Source organism: Sodalis ligni (genome assembly GCF_016865525.2).
Lineage (GTDB): Bacteria > Pseudomonadota > Gammaproteobacteria > Enterobacterales > Enterobacteriaceae > Acerihabitans > Acerihabitans ligni.
This window is the reverse complement of sequence record NZ_CP075169.1, coordinates 2,292,692-2,313,353: the sequence shown is the minus strand read 5'-3', so window position 1 is coordinate 2,313,353 and position 20,662 is coordinate 2,292,692. Positions and strand designations below refer to the sequence as shown.

At 56.3% G+C, this 20,662-nt stretch carries 17 protein-coding genes and 1 pseudogene; 7 read left to right on the top strand and 11 right to left on the bottom strand.

The genetic code is table 11. The annotated features are described in order from the left end of the window. Positions 1-161: 161 nt before the first annotated feature. Positions 162-641, top strand: coding sequence for a hypothetical protein (locus tag GTU79_RS10820; RefSeq protein WP_214513917.1), 480 nt, complete (start codon positions 162-164; stop codon positions 639-641). A gap of 26 nt (positions 642-667) precedes the next feature. Further along, on the top strand, positions 668-859 hold the full coding sequence (locus tag GTU79_RS10815; protein WP_214513916.1) for a hypothetical protein: 192 nt from the start codon (positions 668-670) through the stop codon (positions 857-859). 104 nt (positions 860-963) lie between these two features. On the opposite strand, the gene GTU79_RS10810 is transcribed toward GTU79_RS10815, so the two are convergent. After that, positions 964-2,202 (bottom strand): leucine-rich repeat domain-containing protein, encoded by a 1,239-nt coding sequence (locus GTU79_RS10810; protein WP_214513915.1) that lies wholly within the window; start codon positions 2,200-2,202, stop codon positions 964-966. A gap of 505 nt (positions 2,203-2,707) precedes the next feature. Here GTU79_RS10810 and GTU79_RS10805 point away from each other — a divergent pair. Continuing rightward, on the top strand, positions 2,708-3,019 hold the full coding sequence (locus GTU79_RS10805) for a Rossmann-fold NAD(P)-binding domain-containing protein (protein ID WP_203521922.1): 312 nt from the start codon (positions 2,708-2,710) through the stop codon (positions 3,017-3,019). Positions 3,020-3,076: 57 nt separating this feature from the next. After that, positions 3,077-3,886 carry an SDR family NAD(P)-dependent oxidoreductase gene (locus tag GTU79_RS10800; RefSeq protein ID WP_253073531.1) on the top strand — a complete coding sequence of 270 codons (810 nt, stop codon included), beginning with the start codon at positions 3,077-3,079 and terminating at the stop codon, positions 3,884-3,886. Between the two features lie 113 nt (positions 3,887-3,999). Here GTU79_RS10800 and GTU79_RS10795 read toward each other — a convergent pair whose 3' ends face one another. The 7 genes and pseudogenes from GTU79_RS10795 to GTU79_RS10765 all read right to left on the bottom strand — a co-directional run bounded on the left by GTU79_RS10795 (position 4,000) and on the right by GTU79_RS10765 (position 12,703). After that, positions 4,000-5,598, bottom strand: coding sequence for a gamma-glutamyltransferase family protein (locus GTU79_RS10795; RefSeq protein WP_203521923.1), 1,599 nt, complete (start codon positions 5,596-5,598; stop codon positions 4,000-4,002). 14 nt (positions 5,599-5,612) lie between these two features. Continuing rightward, entirely contained in the window at positions 5,613-6,491 is an 879-nt protein-coding gene (locus GTU79_RS10790) for an ABC transporter permease (protein WP_214513914.1), read from the bottom strand. A 1-nt stretch (position 6,492) separates the two neighbouring features. After that, positions 6,493-7,437, bottom strand: coding sequence for an ABC transporter permease (locus GTU79_RS10785; RefSeq protein ID WP_203521925.1), 945 nt, complete (start codon positions 7,435-7,437; stop codon positions 6,493-6,495). Positions 7,438-7,474: 37 nt separating this feature from the next. Next, on the bottom strand, positions 7,475-8,992 hold the full coding sequence (locus GTU79_RS10780; protein WP_203521926.1) for an ABC transporter substrate-binding protein: 1,518 nt from the start codon (positions 8,990-8,992) through the stop codon (positions 7,475-7,477). 13 nt (positions 8,993-9,005) lie between these two features. Continuing rightward, entirely contained in the window at positions 9,006-10,085 is a 1,080-nt protein-coding gene (locus GTU79_RS10775) for an ABC transporter ATP-binding protein (RefSeq protein WP_214513913.1), read from the bottom strand. Then, positions 10,082-11,092 carry an ABC transporter ATP-binding protein gene (locus GTU79_RS10770; protein WP_214513912.1) on the bottom strand — a complete coding sequence of 337 codons (1,011 nt, stop codon included), beginning with the start codon at positions 11,090-11,092 and terminating at the stop codon, positions 10,082-10,084. The genes GTU79_RS10775 and GTU79_RS10770 overlap by 4 nt, the downstream gene beginning before the upstream one ends. 608 nt (positions 11,093-11,700) lie before the next feature. Beyond that, positions 11,701-12,703 (bottom strand): annotated as a pseudogene (locus tag GTU79_RS10765) (bile acid:sodium symporter family protein). Between the two features lie 95 nt (positions 12,704-12,798). On the opposite strand from GTU79_RS10765, the gene GTU79_RS10760 reads away from it, so the two are divergent. The 3 genes from GTU79_RS10760 to GTU79_RS10750 all read left to right on the top strand — a co-directional run bounded on the left by GTU79_RS10760 (position 12,799) and on the right by GTU79_RS10750 (position 15,806). Beyond that, positions 12,799-13,719: a LysR family transcriptional regulator gene (locus tag GTU79_RS10760; protein ID WP_203521930.1), complete on the top strand. Its 921-nt coding sequence runs from the start codon at positions 12,799-12,801 to the stop codon at positions 13,717-13,719. Between the two features lie 205 nt (positions 13,720-13,924). Further along, positions 13,925-15,298, top strand: coding sequence for a D-serine/D-alanine/glycine transporter (gene cycA / locus GTU79_RS10755; protein WP_214513911.1), 1,374 nt, complete (start codon positions 13,925-13,927; stop codon positions 15,296-15,298). A gap of 247 nt (positions 15,299-15,545) precedes the next feature. Then, a complete protein-coding gene (locus GTU79_RS10750) occupies positions 15,546-15,806 on the top strand; it encodes a hypothetical protein (RefSeq protein ID WP_214513910.1) in 261 nt (86 codons plus the stop codon). A 35-nt stretch (positions 15,807-15,841) separates the two neighbouring features. Here GTU79_RS10750 and GTU79_RS10745 read toward each other — a convergent pair whose 3' ends face one another. The 3 genes from GTU79_RS10745 to GTU79_RS10735 form a co-directional block, all read right to left on the bottom strand. Next, on the bottom strand, positions 15,842-16,792 hold the full coding sequence (locus tag GTU79_RS10745) for an aldo/keto reductase (protein ID WP_243701433.1): 951 nt from the start codon (positions 16,790-16,792) through the stop codon (positions 15,842-15,844). 130 nt (positions 16,793-16,922) lie between these two features. Then, complete coding sequence (locus GTU79_RS10740) at positions 16,923-19,286, bottom strand: glycoside hydrolase family 31 protein (protein WP_203521933.1); 2,364 nt, start codon at positions 19,284-19,286, stop codon at positions 16,923-16,925. A 20-nt stretch (positions 19,287-19,306) separates the two neighbouring features. After that, positions 19,307-20,611 (bottom strand): MFS transporter, encoded by a 1,305-nt coding sequence (locus GTU79_RS10735; protein WP_203521934.1) that lies wholly within the window; start codon positions 20,609-20,611, stop codon positions 19,307-19,309. Positions 20,612-20,662: the final 51 nt, after the last annotated feature.

Genomic DNA, 20,662 nt, shown 5'->3' with positions numbered 1-20,662 from the left:
GCATCGCCCTTATGAAGAAAAAATTCTGGCCGTAAAGGCGATGACCCGGAACCGGTTGAAAAACGGATCCCTATGTCAAGGGAAGAGTCATTACTGGGTGAACATTGGGAAATTATCCCCATGGGCGGGCTAAAAGCCATATTCAAATCAAGGTACACGGCATGCCGTTCAATGTTAACTACATGGACGCCACCGAGTTCTCCCATGTAGTCCGCGGCCTGATGTTGGGCAAGCCTGAGGTGTATAATCTGTCTCAATTAAAACATATCGATCTTTACTCTTGTTTTAGCGGATTTGGCGGCAAGTATTCCATGGCGCAAGTTCTGGCGAATGAACTGCAGGTTCAAATTAAAGCCTATCCCTATTATATCAGTCAAACCATCGAACGAAGGCATCCTTCCTGGTTTACCACCTACCGGCCTATGGGCGCCGACGACGCCGACAATAAAACCGTTACGTTTACGCCCGGCACAATACTCAGTTGCAAAGCATTATCACCATGCACACCCATCTCCATGACTTTATCGCTTATTTGGCGCACTTACGAAGAAAATTCCGGGCTCTCCGGCAAAAACGCTCACGCGCAGGCGATCCGCCGTCCGCTAGCTTACCCTATATACCCAGCATACAGACCGATTTAGCCAAATTGATCCTAGGGGAACGGCCTTTGCATGAATTCATTATTGATTTTGACATCGGCCGGGAAACGGAATCGGCCCTGCGAGAATTGTTAACCGAATACCAATTCGATGAAGAGAGAACGGATGACGTTTTTTTCCAGGTTTATTTTGATATCATTTTTACCATTGAACGCTTCAGAGATATCGGCAACGTCTGGCAAAGGTTTACCACTGACTGACCGGCCCAAGCCGGCTCGCCTCTTTTACCCTGGCGTATAGGACAGCTGAGATGGGAAAAGGGGGCGCAAGCCCCCCGACACTTTCGCAGCAACGGATATGCGCTTTACGCGACCTCGCTGGTCGCCTCGGCCTCGGGAACAGTCTCCTCTGCCGCGCCATTAACTATTGTGTCTGCGGGAGAGCTCTCCCCCATTGCGTTGCCGGTTACCACGCCGGCCGGCACGCCGCCGTCTATTGCACCATCAATGGCGCCCTCCCCGGTCTCGCCGCCGGGCGCCACAGCCTCCGGCAAGCCGGCTGGTATCGTGTCGTCAGCAACTCTGCTGATTATCGGATTACCGGGCACTGCCCCGGCCAGCGCGCCGTCAACCACTCCGCCGATGATCGGATTGCCGGGTACTGCCCCGGCCATCACGCCGTCAACCACTCCGCCGATGATCGGATTGCCGGGCACTGCCCCGGCCAGCGCGCCGTCAACCACTCCGCCGATGATCGGATTGCCGGGTACTGCCCCGGCCAGCGCGCCGCCGGTAGCTGCGCCGATGATCGTACTGCCGGCTGTTCCACCCGCCGTTCCGTTGCCGATGAACCCGCCGATAATCCCTATTGCCAGCACGCCCCCCGGTAGCATACTCAAGGACAAGGCTCCCCCGGCCTGCAAAACGCCGGGGTACAGCTTCTCAATCAAGCCTGCCAGCGGAGTATTGGCAATGTACAGCTTCAACGTGGCTGATAAATTGGCGGGCAAAGCCGCCAGTTGGGTATTGTTGGCTTGCAAAATCTGAAGACCCGCGGGCAAAGGCATCGGTAGTTCGCTCACTTGAGTGTTGTTCACATTCAGGTTTGTTAATGATGAAGGCAGCGTGGGCAGGCTGGTCAATGGCGAGCCGCTCATGCTGAGAACTTCCAATCCTGCAGGCAGAGCGTTCGGCGACAGGCTGGATATCTGGGTACCGTCTAGGCGCAACGCCTTCAGCCCGGGGGGCAGCGGGCCTGTCAGGCCGGTCAGTTTGGTCCCGCCGGCAAATAGCGCTTGCAGGCCATCCGGCATGGCGGGCAGGCTATCCATAGGGGTGTTATCCAGATGCAGCGACTTCAATTCCGGCGGCAGGCCGCCAGGAATGGTTTGCAGCTTGGTACCGCTTAAATGGAGGTGATGCAACGTCGGCGGCAGATTGCCCGACAGTTCCTCCAAGGGTGTATTATCAACATCCAATTCCTCGAGACCCGGCGGCAGTGCTTTCGGCAGGGAGGTGAAAGCGTTACCGCTGGCTTTTAGATTCAGCACGCTCGGGGGCAGTTCATCCGGCAGGCTTGAAAGATGCAGACAGTTCAAATTCAAATAGGTGGCGCCCCGTTCCTTACAATCGCGCAGGCGTTTTACCGCTGTGTCGCGCTGTTCCGAGCCGCCTTCTGGAGCCTGCTTAGCCCAAGTGTCCCACTGGTTGAAAATGTCTATATTTTGTCTATTGTCGTGGTCAATTGTATTTACTGTGTTTGGAGAAAAGGTTGAGGTTGGGGAGATATCCATATATTTCCTCTTTTAAGTCCATCGAATGTTTGGCACTGAAGAACTCTCAGCTCTGTTTGTATTTAGCGATTCACCCGAAGCCATTCAGCGGGGATATATATTGCACCGTCTGTCGACCCGGCCTCGGGACTCATTCTCCGGCCATAGGCGTCGCTAAACACACAAAGCGTAGATAGAAATTTATGGAGTAGTTAAGTCATTATAGTGAAAGAGATAATAAACATTTATCGCTTTAAAAATCGGAGTGATTTCCATACCATTAATGGGAATCCCCACCTCATTGCCCTACCTGAAACCCCGGGGCGCCATGGCGTTTATGTCCTCACATCGCGGCAGCATTGAAAAAAATGTTGAAGCAGGGCTCGGTCTGGAGTTATACAGGACCAGTAAAGCCGCTCTCAAAATTCCGGCAAGAGGTATTTATGCCCATATCAGGGAACTGAGCCATAGCGTTTTGTCCATTCATCCGGGCTGGGTCGCCACCACAATGGGCACCCTGGACGGCGCTGTTGACGCGGAAATCGACGTTGCTGCCAGCGTGAACGGCATGGCCAGGGTAATTGAACGCTATCGCGATTCGGGGCGGCACCATTATCTGGACTATCTCGGCAACCGCTGGCCCTGGTAAAGGCGATGATTGGCATCGCCTGCGCTACTGCCCGCGGACGGATTTTAATAAGGAAAAATGATGGATTTGAAGATTGCGGGCAAGGTGGCTTTGGTGAGCGGCGCCAGTACCGGTATCGGTTTTAGTATCTGTGCCGAGCTGGCTGATAATGGCGTGCATCTCGTCATGGTGGCGAGAAACGCACAGCGATTGCTGTCCGCCGCCCAAACGCTGGAAAATAAATATGGGGTGAAAACCTTGGCCATTGCCGGCGACGTGGCCGAGCCGGCATTTCCCCGCGCGGTCGTCAGCGAGGCACTGCGCCATTTCGCCGGCATCGATTTACTGGTCAACAATGCCGGGCGTGCGCACACCGGCACCTTGCTTACCACCTCGGAGGAGGATTGGCACAGCATGACGGAAGTGAAATTTTCGGCGATGCGACGATTTTGCCGCGAGGTTATCCCCGGCATGCAGCAGCGCCGGTGGGGCCGTATCGTGAATATTTCCTCCATCGGCGGCATTTTTCCCAATCCGCCGCTGACGGTGTCTCACGCGCTGAGCGCCGCCATCAATAACCTGACGCGCAGCCTGGCGCTGGATGTCGCCGCCGACGGTATTCTGGTGAATGCCATCGGCGTGGGCGCGGTGGCCACCGAGAACTGGGCGCATAATATGCTGCCCGGCGTCCGGGCGCGCAGGCCGGAGCTCAAAGGGAGCAGCGATGAGGAAATCATAGCGCGGCTGGGCCGGGAGAGAACCCCGGTTGGCCATTTTGGCCAGCCGGAGGATATTGCCGACATTGCCGCCTTTTTGCTGTCGGCCCGCAATAATTTCGTCACCGGGCACACGGTGGAAGCGTCCGGCGGGGCGGATCGCTTTATGTGATCCGTTTCCGTAACATCGGGCCTTGGAACAGCCGTCATGCCCGAGGGCGCAGTATCAGCGCGGCAATCGGCCGGAGCTTAGGCCGGTTATGATGCGGCCTCGGCCAGCGCGGTTCAGAACACCAGCGCCTGGCCGTCCTTGCGGGATTCGCTGGCGGCGATGTAATGCCCCTGGGGATGTCGCTGTATTATTTGCGAACCGCCGAACAGATGGTTAAGCTGCGCGTCCTCAACTTCAACCTGGTGGCCGAGGGCGCGCAACGCGGTAAGCAGGTTACGGCCCAGGGTATGCTCCACCATCACCCGGCGGCCGCCGATAATCCTCCAGCGAGGCGCGTCGATGGCGGCCTGGGGATTCTGTTTGTATTGCATCACCCTCAAGGCTACCTGCAGATGGCCCTGCGCCTGCATCGGTCCGCCCATCAGGCCGAAAGACATCAGCGGTTGGCCGTTTCCGTCCAGGGCAAACGCCGGAATAATGGTATGCAGCGGACGTTTGCCCGGCGCCACGCAATTGGGATGTCCGGGTTTTAGCACAAACCCGGCGCCCCGGTTCTGCAGGCTGATGCCGGTTCCCGGCACCACCAGGCCCGAGCCGAACCCTTTGTAGTTGGATTGAATATAGGACACCATCATGCCTTTGCTGTCGGCGCTGGCAAGATATACCGTGCCGCCCTCGCGCGGGGTGCCATAGCTGAAATCCCCCGCCTGATGGGGATCGATCAACGCCGCCCGCTGTCTGAGATATTCATCGCTCAATAGCAAGTCGGCGGGAAAGCGCATATGGTCGATATCGGCGATATGGTTATCCAGATCCGCCAACGCCAGCTTCATGGCTTCAATGGAGAGGTGCAATACCTCAATGGAATCGGGAGAGTACCGGCCGATATCCAACTGCTCCAGGATACCCAGGGCGATAAGCGTGGCAATGCCCTGGCCGTTGGGAGGCAGTTCGTGTACCGAACCGCCGGCAAAGGCCCGGGACAACGGCTTGACCCAATCGGTCCGGTGGCTGTTCAGGTCCTCGAGCGTCATGGCCCCGCCGTACTGACGGATAAAAGAGACGGTTTTTTCAGCCAGTTCACCACGATAGAAGGCCTCACCCTGACTTTCGGCAATCAGCGACAGCGAGCGTGCCTGATCGGGATTTTTAAAGCATTCTCCGACGCGGGGAGCACGGCCATCAGGGGCGAAGCAGGCGCTGAATCCCGGTTGGTCTTTGAGCACCGCCAGATTTTTGTGCCATAGAAAACTCACCAGCGGCGAGACGGGAAACCCCTGTTGCGCATAATCTATTGCCGGCTGGGCCAGCGTGGTCAGCGGCAGGGAACCAAAGCGCCGCGCCAGTTCCACCCAGGCGGACACCACGCCGGGTACGGTTATCGAATCGTAGCCCCGCATCGGCATCTCGCTTCGGCCGGCGAAATAGGCTTCGTTCCAGGCCGCCGGTGAGCGTCCCGAGGCATTCAGGGCGTGCAGCTGCTTACCGTCCCAGACCATGGCGAATGCGTCGCTGCCGATACCGCAGCCGGTAGGCTCCACCACCGTTAACGCCATGGCGGTGGCAATGGCCGCATCCACGGCGTTCCCCCCCTGCATCAGCATTCTCATCCCGGCCTGCGCGGCCAACGGCTGAGATGTCGCCACGGCGTTACGGCCCATCATGGCCGGCCGGTAAGAGGGATAGGCAATATTGAAATCAATTTCTTTCATCGTATTATCCTGATTTATTCAGATCGGGGATCGAGAGCATCGCGCAGCCCCTCGCCCAGTAAATTAAAGCCCTGTACCGCGAGGAAAATAGCCACCCCCGGTACGATGGACATCCATGGCGCCTGTTCAAGAAAGCTTTTTGACGAATTGAGCATCGCGCCCCAGGACGGCTGCGGCGGTTGTTGCCCCAGCCCCAGGAACGACAGGCTGGCTTCGGTAATAATGGCGTGGGCTATGGACAGAGCGGTCTGGACCAGTATGGGGGACAACACGTTCGGCAAAACGTAACGCGCCAGGATCCAGCGATCCGGCAAGCCAATCGCCCTCGCGCCTTCGATATATTTCTCATTACGGATAGCCATGACCTGGGAGCGTGTCAGCCGGGCAAATATGGGCATTGCCGCCACGCCGATGGCAATCATGACATTTCCCAGGCTGGGTCCGAGAAATGCGCCCAGGGCAATGGCCAATACCAAAAAGGGGCATGACATCAGGGCATCAATAATCCTTGAGATCACGCTGTCATAAAATCCCTGCCAATAGCCGGCTATCAATCCCAGCGGCACGCCGATGGCAATTGCCAGGGCTATGGAGAGACAGCCGGCAAGCAGGGAGGATCGCGCCCCCCAGATTACCCTGGAGAGAATATCCCGGCCCAGTTCGTCGGTACCGAGCCAGTGGATAAGGGACGGCGCCTTGCGTATCGCCATGAAATCGGCTTTCACCGGATCGAAAGGGGCAATCAGCGGCGCCAGTAATGCCATCAGCACGAAACACATGATGATTACCGCCCCAACGATGGCTCCTTTGTTGGCAAAAAATTTATCAACTACCCGCCCACGGCGCCTTTTCTTGCCCAGTCCAATAGCCACGGCCGTCGTCAATTGGCTCACGTCAGGCCCTCCTCATGCGCGGATTGATGACGATATTGAGCAGGTCGGCCAATAAATTAAGCAGGATAAAGCCCACCGCCACCACGATGACCACGCCCTGCACGACCGCGTAATCCCGGTTAAATACCGCATCAACGATGAGTTTGCCGAATCCTGGAATAGTAAAGACCTGTTCGGCCAGTACCGCGCCCCCCAGAATTTCCCCGAACAGCAGGGTACAAAGGGTGATGATGGGAACCAATGCATTGCGCAAGGCATGTTTCAGTACGATCCGCAGCGGCAGCAATCCCTTGGCTTTCGCGGTGCGGATATAATCCGCCCTTAGCACGCCAAGCATTGCCCCGCGGGTGTGGCGCATCAAAATCGCCCCCAGTCCGGAACCCAATACCAGCGAGGGCATCAACAGGGTCCTGAGATTCTGCGCAAGATCCACCGACGGCGGGACATAGCCTGAGGCGGGCAGCCAGCGTAGCTTCACGGCAAACAGCAGGATCATCAGCATACCCAGCCAGAAATGCGGAATGGAAATGCCGGTGAGAGAGAGCGCGTTCATCCCATGATCCAGCCAGCTCCCCTTGCGCACCGCGGCCAAAATGCCGGTGGAAATGCCGATAATCATCGCGATCAGCAGCGATAACACCGATAACTCCAACGTGACGGGCAATTTGCTGGCAATCAGGCTCAGCACCGGCTCCTGATTACGCAGAGAACTGCCCAAATCTCCCCGAACCGCACTGGTAAGCCAACGGTAATATTGCACCGGAAGAGGATCGTCCAGATGGTATTTCGTCCGCAACGCCTGAATAACCTGGGGATCCCGCTCCTCGCCGGCCATGGCCAGCACCGGGTCGCCGGGCAGCAATTTTTGCAGGCAAAAGGCCATCACGGTGACCAGCAACAGTGTCGGTATCGCCAGGATCAGGCGTTTACAAATGATCTCTAACATAAGGTATCCTCGGCCGTACGCCCGTGGTTCGCTGCACTCATTGACTCAGGGTCACATCCGCCAGTCGCAATAAGGCATCGGGATAAGGAACGAATCCCTTCACCTTGGCGCTGATGGCAAATATGCGCGGTTCAAAATAGAGATAGGCCACCGGCATGTCGATTTGCAGTTGCCGAACCACGTTGGTGTACAGCGCTTTTCGCTGGTCCTGGTTATTGATTTGCCGGGCCGCCAGCAGCCATTTATCCACCTGTTCGTTGCTATAGCGACCGTCGTTCAAGGCGCCGTGGCTTGAAATAAACGAATAGATATCGCCGTCCGGATCCGGGCGTCCGGACCAGGAAGACAGCGCCAGCTGGAAGTCACCGGACGATAGCCGGCTCAGCAGCGTGGCATGCTCCGTCATCTGCAGGCTGACATCAAAACCCGCTTCGGCCTCCATGGACTGGATAACCTGGGCGACTTGCTGGGCCACGGGTTCGTTCGGCACCACCATGGTGACATGCAGCGGCGAGGTCACCCCCGCCGAGGCCAATAATGCCTTGGCCTTAGCCACATCACGGGACGGAATCGGCAGCGGTACATGATAGGGACTGGCATCGGTAAAGGGCTGGTTTGCCGGCGTATACTGCCCGGCAAAAACCACTTGATTGAGGGCCTGCCGATCGATGCCCCACGAAAAAGCCTGCCTGACGCGCGCGTCGGCGGCCAGCGGACTGGTGGGTTTGTTTTGGCCATTACCGATATTGAACACCACGCTCATGTATCCCAGCGGCGTGGGCTTGGCCAGGGTCAGGTGGCTGTCAGACGTCACCGTGCCCACATCGCTGGCCGAGACCCAATCAATGAGATCCAGGTCGCCGGCGCGCAAGTTGGCCAGCCGCACGGAAGCGTCGGGGACCGGTAGAAAGACAACCCGGTCAAAATGATAAGGTTTGGGGTTCCAGTACTGATTAAACTTTGTCAGTACTATGCGATCCTGCTGCACCCGACTGTCGAATTGATAGGGTCCTGAACATACCGGGTGGGCGGCGACATTTCCTTTGGCCGTGGCGCCGGGGGCCAACATGGCGCCGGCACGATCGGTTAACTGGGATAACAGCGCCGCGTCGGGATTCTTAAGATGCAAGACAACGGTATAGGGATCCACCACCTCCACCGAACTGACGGAAGAAATTTCGCTTTTACGGGTTGACCCCGGCAAGGTGAGATCCCGTTCGATATTATATTTGACGGCGGCGGCATCGAATTTTTCGCCGTCATGGAACACCACGCCCTGACGCAAACGCAGGGTCAACGCTTTATTATCCGCGCTCCAGGACCATTGGGTCGCCAGGCCCGGGACGATATCCAGATGCGCATCGATATCCACCAGCCGATCGCACAGCGCATTAAAGACGAATCTGCCGGTATAGGAGCGCGACGTTGCCGGGTCGAGCTGATCGGGATCGCTGCTAAGACCTACCCGAAGCATGGTTTCCGCCTGGGCAATGCCGCTCGCGCCGAGCAAAATCAAACCACTAAGACCAAGAAAAAACCGGGCACATATTTTCATCAGGAATTTACCTTTAGGATTGACTGTTGTTAATGGAAATCTGGCGTTCAAAAAGCTTATGGCGTCTTAAAAAAGCCTCGGATAAGGGGGCGGCCACGATAGTCCCCGGCTGCTGCAATTCCCGCCAACGATGACATGAGACCTGGCGGCCCTCACCTACCGGCGTCAATACCGGTTCCCAGTTGCGGCAAACGTCGCGGACATGGGGACAGCGGGTGTGATACCGGCAGCCCTGGGGCACGGAGCCGGGGCCCGGCAACTCCCCCGTCTCTATCGGCAGGTCGCGCTGTCCTCCCGGGGCAAGCCCGGGCGCGGAACGTATCAGCGCCTGGGGATAAGGATGCAGCGGGCTGTCGAACAACGCGCCGGGGGGGGCCGCTTCAATGATTTGTCCCAGGTACATGACCGCGGTGCGATCGCTCATATGACGAACAACCGCCAATCCATGGGCGACGATAATCATGGTCAGTCCAAACTGCTGTTTAAGTTTTGCCAGCAGATTAATCACCTGGGCCTGCACCGAAACATCCAGCGCCGAAACCGGCTCGTCGCCCAAAAGCAGTTTGGGACCGCAGGCCAGCGCGCGCGCGATGCCGATGCGCTGTCGCTGGCCGCCGGAAAATTCATGGGGATACCGGTCTTCAAACACCGCGGGCAAACCCACCGTGTCCAATAATTCCCTGACTCGTTGCCGCCGTTCCTCCTGTCCGACGTTTTCATGCAGCCAGATCGGTTCGCCGATAATCTCCCCTACCGTCATACGCGGATTAAGGGAGGCGAAGGGATCCTGGAAAATAATCTGCAATTCGCGCCTGAGCTGGTTGAGCGGCTTTTTTTTCAAGGCACAGATATTGCGGCCCTGATACCAGACCTCGCCCTCGCTGGCGGGGAGTAACCCCAACAGCAGACGGCCCAGCGTGGATTTTCCCGATCCGGACTCACCCACTATCGCCAGCGTTTCCCCCGGGAATACGTTCAGTGACACCCGATCCACGGCCAGCACGCCGGATGAAGTGCGAAACAGCGTTTTGGCGGCGTTGAAGCGTTTGGTTAACGACAAAGCCTCCAGCAACGGCGGATGTGGACTATTCATTGTGCAACCTCCGCCGATATGTTTTCTTCCAGCGGGGCTTTGAAACACGCCACCTGATGTTCAGGGGTCAGATTTTCCAGCTGCGGGCGGTGATGGCGGCAATGATGATCCGCAAAGGGGCAACGGGTGGCGAAACGGCAGCCGGCTGGCATCTCATGGAGCTGGGGCACCGTGCCGGGAATGGTGGACAGCTTTCCCCCGTGGGCGGAGAGCATGGGGATGGAACCCATCAAACCGATGGTATAAGGATGCTGAGGATCGTTGAAAATCTCCAGGACAGCCCCCTGCTCGACAATCTGTCCGGCATACATCACCGCGACATGATGGGCCATCTGTGCTACGACACCCAGATCATGGGTAATCAATAATATTGCGCTACCGGTATCCCGCTGTAATTGGCGTAACAGCTGCAGAATCTGCGCCTGGATGGTGACATCCAGCGCGGTGGTGGGTTCATCGGCAATGAGCAGACGGGGGCCGTTGATCAGCGCCATGGCAATCATGATCCGCTGGCGCATTCCTCCGGAGAGCTGATGAGGATAATTGCCCATACGCGCTAACGGATCGGGGATCTGGACTTTTTTCAACATGTCCAATGCCAACGCTTTTGCCTGCGGACCGGTGAGCGCCTGATGGCGCAAGGCCGCCTCCATAAGCTGATTGCCAAGGGTAAATGACGGATTAAGGGAGGTCATGGGTTCCTGGAATATCATGGCAACCTGCCGACACCTGAAATCGGCGAACTCACGTTCGGAAAGTTGGGTCAGATCCGTGCCGTCCAATTCCAGGTTGCCGGTGATGACCTTGGCGTTGGGCGGTAATAATCCCATTAACGCCAGCGAGGTAATACTTTTACCGCAGCCAGACTCTCCCACCACCGCAAGTGTTTGCCCGCTCTTGATAGCCAGAGATATATTATCCAGCACCGGCATTGGCGCATGGCTAAACTGAACCTGGAGGTTGTCGACATTTAAAACCATGGATTCCTGACACATTGAAGCTGTCATGAGCATTTCCTGTTCGTTATTCAAGACTGGCCTGCATTGACCAGATAACAACGTTATTCGCCAATTACCTGGTTCTGAAATAGTATTTACATGTGACAGTTTTGATATCCATCTCACGAACTGCGCCGGCTATCTTATTTCTGTACGTTATCTGAAAAAAAACAGCTTATTGAAATAACGCCAGCAAATAATAAAAAAAATGATAAAAAAGGGATGAACGCTTTGATTAATAGTATCGGTACAAACAGACGCTTTAAACGTCTTTCATAACTTTACATAAATAAGCATAAAACGTACCACAAAAAAAGAATTTATTAAAATAATTATTCCTTTTGTAACAATGTAATAGCATTGAATCCATGGACGGAGTAATAATACGTTATTGTCTGGTCAGAAACCTGCCCTAATTAAGTGCATAGGAAAAACAACATAGTGCAGTTATTTTAACATTCTTGGGACTCTCTCGTTGAAAAGGTCGATGATTATATATAAAAACACTACACCGTTTAAAACACGCTCTTAATTCCGCAATCTATAGCATATATCAGCAGACATTTATCATATCGTTTTCTTATTGTATGACAATTTCCATCACACCTATTCCTTCATTATCGGTTTACGCGCGCCGGGTGTTTCGTACCCGTGGCCAATACCTGTTTCGCTTTATTTTTATATCTTCTTGCTAATACAGCGCACAGCATTAACTGAACCTGATGGAATATCATCAAAGGCAATACCATTACGCCTACGCTTGCGGCCGGGAAAAGTATGTTCGCCATAGGTATTCCATTGGCCAGACTCTTTTGAACCGCAGAATAATATGGTAATTTCATCTTCCCGGTTAAACCCCAAACGCCTGGCGCACCAGACATTGAAAATCATGATGATCGCCAGAAAACCCAGGCATGACGCCAGAATCAACGCCAGTGCGCCCGAACTGACGCGATGCCATATACCATGCGTTACCGCTTCGCTGAATGCCGAGTAGACCACCAGCAGTATCGAAGCCCGATCGGTTTTCCCGACGATGTTTTTATGACGTCCCAACCAGCCGGCAATCCAGGGGCGCATCAGATGACCGGCGATAAAAGGCGCCAACAGCTGCAGCATTATGCTGCCGAACTCATGGAAATTGCCGCCGGCGCCGTGGACATGCATGACCAAACCCACCAGTAACGGAGAGATGAACACGCCGAGCAGGCTGGAAGCCGAAGCGCTGCATACCGCCGCCGCGACATTGCCGCCGGCCAGGGAGGTAAATGCTATGGCTGACTGCACGGTGGCCGGCAAAATGGCCAGATAAAGAAAACCATCATATATTTCCCGGCTCATCGGTACCGGTCGCCACCAGCTAAAGAGCAGTCCCAACAGAGGAAACATGACAAAGGTGCTGCCCATGATCCATAAATGCAGACGCCAGTGCGAACTGCCGACGATGATGGCTTCTCGGGAAAGTTTAGCGCCGTGCATGAAAAACAGCAGCGCGATGGCGGCGGTGGTCAATGCCTGAAAGAACTCCACCAAATCGCCGCGGGCAGGAAATATCGAGGCAAGCAGCACGGTGCAGACCAGGGACAGCGTCATGGGATCTAAATAATCGGGCAGTTTCATCAAAAATCCTGTCGAAAAAAAAAGCATAAGCTATTGTGCTTAAGCTGCTTTAAGAAATAAAATTGATTTATCTAATCTACTTATGAATTTTATGCATGAACTATTCTCTACGTCAGCTGCGCGTTTTTGTCGCCATTGCCCGCCACGGCAGCTTCAGCCGCGCGGGCGAAACCATCGGTCTGAGCCAGTCGGCGGTAAGCCATAGTATTAAAGAACTGGAAAAAGAGGTGGGAGTCACGTTACTCGATCGCACCACCCGAGAAGTGGTGTTGACCGAAGCCGGACAGCGTCTGGTCAGTCGCCTGGAACGCGCATTGGATGAATTGAACACCACCTTGCAAGACGCCCGTCATTACGGGCAGCAGCGCAGCGGTAAGGTCCATGTCGCGGCAAGCCCGACCATCTCCGCCCATCTGATGCCGCAGTGCCTGTCGGTGAGCGAGAAGCTGTACCCCGGCATCAAGGTGCGGTTACGAGACCGGCCTCAGCAGTGGGTGCTGGAGAGTATCCGCAATGCCGAAGTGGACTTTGGTATTGTCATCGACCCGATCCAAACCGCGGACTTATATTGTCAGCCGGTGTTGCTGGAACCTTTTTTGCTTTTATGCCGCAGCGATCATCCGTTTGCCGGGCAAAAGCAGGTCTCCTGGCAATCCCTGAACGGCTGCCGTCTGGTCTTACAGGATTATGCCTCCGGCAGCCGCGCCCTGCTGGATGAAGCCCTCAGGCAACAGGGCATCAACGCCGAGATAGTGCAGGAGATAGGCCATCCCGCCACGCTGTTTCCCATGGTGGAAGCGGGTATCGGCATCAGTATCGTACCGGCGCTGGCCCTGCCGCTGCCGGCGGGCAGTTCCCTGGTGGTCCGGGCGCTGCAACCGGAAATCAATCGTTCGCTCATGTTGGCCCGGCGTAAAAACCGAACGTTATCACCTGCCGGGGAAGTGATTTGGGAGGTCGTTCAGCAACAGGCGGCATTGTTGACGCAACGGCGCGCGCGGCATCCTTTTTATTAGGCTAGCGCTGCCTGAACCCTTTCCTCGGGCATCACGCGGAAATATTCCCCGTGCGGACCGTACTGTCCGTTTTCATTCGGCCGGTTAAAAATAATTACCCCCTAAAGCTATTATTCCACTATCTTATGCCGGCTTACCGGCGTTCGCGCCGCACAGATATCGGCCAGCAGAGCCGAAACAATATCACCGACAGGAATAAGTCTATATGGTTGAGCAATCAACAGAAAATCTATTAGCTGAACAGAGCCCGGAGAAACTGCAGCGCAATCTCCATAATCGCCATATACAGCTGATTGCCATCGGCGGCGCCATCGGCACCGGACTCTTTATGGGTTCCGGCAAGACCATCAGCCTGGCCGGCCCGTCCATCATTTTCGTCTATCTGATCATCGGCTTTATGCTGTTTTTCGTGATGCGCGCCATGGGGGAACTGCTGCTTTCCAATCTTGAATACAAATCTTTCAGCGATTTCGCCGCCGATTTGCTAGGCCCCTGGGCAGGTTATTTTACCGGCTGGACCTACTGGTTTTGCTGGATAGTCACCGGCATCGCCGATGTGGTGGCCATCAGCGCCTATTTTCAGTTCTGGTTTCCCGATTTTTCAATCTGGATGAGCGCACTGCTGTGCGTTGGGGTGTTTGTCACCTTGAATATCGCCACCGTCAGGCTGTTTGGCGAAATGGAGTTTTGGTTTGCCATTATTAAAATCGTGGCGATAGTCGCCCTGATTGTCGCCGGCTTCGTGCTGGCGGCCCTGCATTATCCCTCACATGCCGGCGATACGGCGGCCCTGTCCAATCTCTGGCGGCATGGCGGTCTGTTTCCTAAAGGTCTCAGCGGCTTTTTTGCCGGTTTCCAAATCGCGGTTTTTGCCTTTGTGGGTATCGAGCTGGTGGGAACCACCGCGGCGGAAACCCGCGATCCGCACAAGGTATTGCCGCGCGCCATTAACGCCATCCCTCTGCGCGTCATTATGTTTTATGTGCTGGCGCTGATAGCCATTATGGCGGTAACGCCCTGGGACAGCATCGCGCCGGATCATAGCCCGTTTGTGTCCATGTTCATGTTGACGGGGCTGCCTGCCGCCGCCGGCGTGGTGAACTTTGTCGTGCTGACCTCGGCGGCCTCTTCGGCCAACAGCGGCATGTTTTCCACCAGCCGCATGCTCTACGGCCTGGCGGAACAGGGGTCGGCCCATCGCCGTTTTGCCCATCTGTCGCGCCGCGCCGTGCCCACCAACGGTCTGATGTTTTCCTGCCTTTGCCTGTTAGCTGGCGTGGCCCTGATTTACCTGATTCCCAACGTCATGACGGTCTTCACCCTGGTGACCACGGTGTCGGCAATACTGTTTATGTTCATCTGGACCATTATCCTTTGCTCTTACCTCGCTTATCGTAGGAAATACCCGGAACGGCATCGGCAATCGCGCTTTAAAATGCCGCTGGGTAAAGGGATGTGCTGGGTATGCATGGCGTTTTTTGTGTTTGTCCTGATCCTGCTGGCGCTCCAGGAAGATACCCGGGAAGCCTTGCTGGTCACGCCGCTCTGGTTCATTATCCTGGCTGCCGGCTGGGGCTGAGAGGCAAAAAAGCGGCGTAATGCACGCCCGGCGGGCCGCGTATTGTTCATACATACTCTAGACGAGGATAATATGAAGAGAGTGACGGGAAAGTGTTTGTGCGGAGATATCCATTTTCGGTGATGCTGAATGATTTCCGGGTTTCAGCCTGCCATTGCGGTATGTGCCGTAAATGGAGCGGAGGCGTTTTCTTTCTTTGGATGTCAAAGACAGCCTGGAAATCACGCAGGGGAATCGTTAGGTTTATATGCCTCTTCAGAATGGGCGAGACGCGGGTTTTGCACCCACTGCGGAAGCAGTCTTTTGGCAATCAGCGGATGGTCAACAGGCATGTGTCAGCTATGCGGCCCTTGAGCTCACGGACAAAGACCGTGAAGAGCTGTTATTGGCTTCGGAAATTTATATAAACGAACAACCCGATTTTACGCGTTTCAAACAGGAAGGCGCGCGTCTCACCGAGGCCGACTTCCTCAAATCATTAGGCATTACATTATCCGCCCTCGAATAAAAAACACGCCTTGGCATATGGGGATGCCCCTGAAATCAGGCCAACGCAATAAGCTCGCGCAGCTGGGCCGGGGAGAGCGCCGGGCCGGAAGCCGCCGCCGCGTTTTCCGCCATGTTCTTGGGATTGCCGGTACCCGGTATCCCACAGGTTATGGCCGGATTGGCCAATATAAATTTCAGCGCCAATTGTGCCCATGAAACGGCCCCCGCCTCCCCGGCCCAGCCGGGCAATGGCGTTGAAGCCAGGCGGCGCAGCAGGCCTCCGCCGCCGAAGGGGGTATTGCAGATGACGGCCACGCCTTTATCCCGGGCCAGCGGCAACAGCCGCTTTTCGGCGGCGCGGTCATCCAGTGCATAATTGATCTGCAGGAAGTCCAGAGGCGTGGTATTCAGCACTGATTCAAGGGCATCGTAGGCCGAGGAGGAATAATGCGTGACGCCGATATAGCGGATGCGGCCGGCCGCTTTCATGTCGCGCAGCGTCGGCAGGTGCGTCCGCCAATCCAGCAGATTGTGAATCTGCATCAAATCAATGATGTCGGTTTGCAGCAACCGGAAAGAATCATTCATCTGCCGGATACCGGCCTCCCGGCCGGAGGTCCACACCTTGGTGGCGATAAACGCCGCTGGGCGGGGGTGCCGTTCGCTTAATAGCGCCCCCACCGTGCGCTCCGCCAGACCATACATGGGGGAACTGTCGATAACCGTGCCGCCCGCGGCGAACAGCGCATCCAGCACCGCCGGAAGCCGGGCATAATCGGCGCCGCCGGGACTGACATCGAAACCGCGATAAGTACCGAGGCCGATAACCGGCAGCGCCTCGCCGGAAGAGGGTATTATTCGGGTCGGCATGGTTTTTCCTCCGGGTATAGGTTGCCCGCCGGCGGCGGCCGATGCGCCGACGGAGACAACACTGCCCCCCAGGACGCCGCAGGCTGCCCATGCGGCCCCCAGGCGCAACATCCGGCGGCGGGATAAGGATATCATCGCCGGCAGGACGGGTTGCTGCAGCGCATAACTGGAAAACCGGGCTGTTTTTCATTGAAATCCCCGCCCGCTGTCGGCCCAATGGCCTGAAGAATGATAATCCTACCTATAAAATAGCCGACAATGCCCCTCAGCCAAGGCGATATGTTGTGGTCCGCGTGCCGTTGATATAAAGAGGGCGATCCTCGCCGGCGGGCAGTTGAAGCGTCAAGACATCCCAGGCCGGGCGGTAATCTCCCTCTTGCTGGAAACGGATATCTATCCGGTCAGCCTTGCTGTGCATTTCCCAGCGCAGCCAAAGGGCATGCCCGTCCCGCCAGCCGAAGCTCTCTCCGTCATCCTCATACAGCAGCCCGGTACCTGAGCCGATGCCCGACAGGGGGAAAAGCGCCAGCCGGCGCCGGTCATCCGCCGCGCTGTCCTGGCAGTGATAATGGCCGGAAAGGGGAATCGCCGCGCCGGCCCGCACCAGCAGCGGCAGGCGTTCAAGGGGAGCATCCAGCACAATCTCCTGCCCGCCGGTGAAGTACTGTCCGCTATGCCAATCGTACCAGCCGCACTGATTGTCGGGCAGGTAGACCCTGCGCCGACGCGCCCCCGGCTCGACAACGCTTGCCACCAGCAGGTCTCGCCCCAGCATGAAATCGTCGGTTTCCGCAAAGGTACGTTCATCCTGTTCATGATCGAGAAACGTCGGGCGCAGCATCGGCTCATCTTCACTGCAGGCCAGCCAGAACAGGGTATAAAGATATGGCATCAACCGGTAGCGCAAGCGAATGGCTTCGCGTACCGCCGGGGTGGCCGCCGGATACATCCAGGGTTCGTTGACGGTGCCGTCATCGTTCCAGGAGTGAATGGTAAAGCGCGGGTGCATCACGCCGTTTTGCACCCAGCGGACGAACAGCTCCGCATCCGGCCGTTCGCCGGAAAAACCGCCGACGTCGTGACCGACGTTATATAATCCGGACAGGCTCATCCCGATGCCCATGCGGGTATTGAAACGCAGAGTTTGCCAACTGGTGCGATTATCTCCGCTCCAGGTCTGTACATAGCGCTGCATTCCCCCACAGCCGGAACGGGAGATCAAATAGGGCCGTTTATCCGGCGCGAACCGCAGCTGTGCCTCAAACGACGCCCGCATCATCAGCAGCGGCATCACCGGCCGGATGTGCTTGATGGCGATTTCCCGGCCAAATCCATGGCAGCGGGCTTCCCCGTCCCACAGTTCATACTCGTTGTTGTCATTCCACGTAGCATCGATGCCCATGTCCAGCAGCTGTTGCCGGACATTTTTTTGCCACCAGGCGACCGTGTCGGGATTGGTAAAATCCAGGCTGGCCCCCTCGTCATCCCAGAAAACCGAGCGCGCCGGACCGTCAGACTGCGAATCGCGGATAAACAGCCCTTGCGCCGCCGCTTCGTCGTACTGCGGATGATCCAGCAGCAGGCAGGGTTTGATATTGGCCGCCAGTTTCAGCCCCGCCTGATGGAACGCACGGGTCATATCCCGGGGCCGGGGAAATTTTTCAAGGTTCCAATTGAAGACATAACGCTTGTCATTAATAGAGGTATAGCCGGAGGAAAGCTGAAACGAATCACAGGGGATAGCGTGTTCCCGGCACAGCGCGATAAATTTCATCAGTTGCCGCTGGGCATCAGGCGCGTCGGTATAATGCATGGTGGACCCGCTGTAACCGAGGCTCCATTTCGGACCAAACAGGGTTTTACCGGTCAGCCGCACGAATGCCTTGGTGACGTCCAGCACGCGCGGGCCAAGGAACAGGTAATAGTCAAGATCCCCCGCCTCGGCGCGATAGCGGCGGTAAGCCGGATGATAATTATCCAGTTCATTGCCCAAATCAAACCAGCTGCTGCTGAGGTTATCGTAGAAAACCCCGAAACTGGCATCGCTGCGCTGGGTGATGGTGAAAGGGATATGCTTGTACAGAGGATCGGTTGAGGCGGCGTTATAGCCCATGGCATCCAGATTGCGCATTTCATAACGCCTGCCGAGGCGATTGAGGTCGCCGGCCTTTTCTCCCAGTCCGTAATAACGTTCCTGCCCATGGCGCCGCTGGTAATGTTCAATGCCGTCGCCGTGGGCATTGAGCAGATAGGCCCCGGTGGGACGATCGGCGGCCAGCGGCATCCACCGGTCCTGCAGGCGGTATTCCCATTCCAGCCATAGCGGCTGATGTACCGTCACCCTGAGGGTATGGGTACAAACGCGCAGCGTATCGCCGTCCTGCTCAAGCTGATAGCCCGGCCGGGAGAAATCGCCGACATATTCGCGCTCGCGTCCTTCCCAGGGGACGTCCTGCTTTGGCGCGATACTCCAGGTGCGATCCAGCGCCAGCGTGCCCTGCCGTTTGATCAACACCCGGAACAGGCCGTTTTCCAGCACATACAGGCGAAAAATATGCAGATCGTCCACCTTAAGCTCAACGAACGCATCGGTTTGCCGCGACAGTATCCAGTTCTTCAATGTTTTCATGTCATTTTGTTCCTTTTACGTCAGGCCGGCACGCCGGCGCGGCGCTGCGCAATAAACATCACCAGAAAAATAGCGCCAATCAGGTCAAAAAAGCCCATGGCAATAAAAAGCGGTTTAAAACCGAAGGTATCGGCGGTAACGCCGATAATCAGGGAAAAGGCGAAACTGGCCACCCAGGCGCATGAACCCCGCATGCCATTTACCGTCGCCATTTGTCCCTTGTCGAACGTTTCCACCACCAGCGCGCTGAGCATGCAGGAGATAACCTGATGGCCGAAACCGCCCACCGAGATAAGCAAAATAGCCAGCCAAGGGGTTTGCACCAGCGTCATCAACGCCAGCGACAACATCAGAAACGCGCCGGTAATTGAGCTGGCCACCACCGAATTAATGCGGGTGCAGCCAAATAAACGGATATAGAGATGGGTGAGATAACCGCTGGCGATACTGCCTAAATCGGCGGCGAGAAACGGCATCCAGGCAAACAGGGCAATTTGTTTGAGATCCATGCCCCGTTCGTTCGCCAGGTAGAGCGGCACCCAGAAGCTCAAGACCCCCCAGGCGGGTTCCGCCAGAAACGCGGGAATGGCGATGCCGTAGAAACGTCTGTCTTTTGAGATATTTTTCATCGACCGCCAAAACGGCTGCCTGACGGGGACGGGATCGTTATCCTGCAGGATGAAGGCGCGCTCGCTTTCGGTCAGGTTTGGATGCGTGGCCGGCGATTGATACAGCCACCACCAAAGCCCCACCCACAGCAGGGCCAGACAGCCCGACAGGAAGAAAGCGCCGTGCCAGCCGAAAGAGGCGTGGGCGGCATAGATAATCGGCGGCGCCAGCATAGCCCCGATGGAAAACCCGACGCCGGCCCAACCCGCCGCCACCGGGCGCTCGTTTTTCGGGAACCAGTCGCCGATGGCCTTGGCATTGGCGGGAGTGGCCGCTGCCTCCGACGCCCCCATAAAAAAGCGCAGCACCGCCAGTTGAATCCAACTGCCGGCTCCGGCATGCAGCAAACACATCAACGCCCAAATTACAGCACAAATTAAAAAACCCAATTTCAGGCCGATCACATCAATGAGCCAGCCGCAAAACGGCTGAAAAATGGTGTAGGCCAATTGAAAAGCGGCAACGATCCACGAATATTGCTCGGTGGTCATATGCAGGGAATTTTTTAATTCAGGAGCAAGTATCCCCAGGGCATTACGCGTGATGTAATTAACGGTAACCCCGAGCAGAAATAAGGCCAGCATCCACCAGCGTAAATTTTTTACCGCCCGTTTACCTGCCTGGGTTACCGCTTTGGAATGATTAACGAGACTCATGACTTCCTCTACGTATCGGTTGGCTATCATCCCGACAGTAAAAGAGCCAAA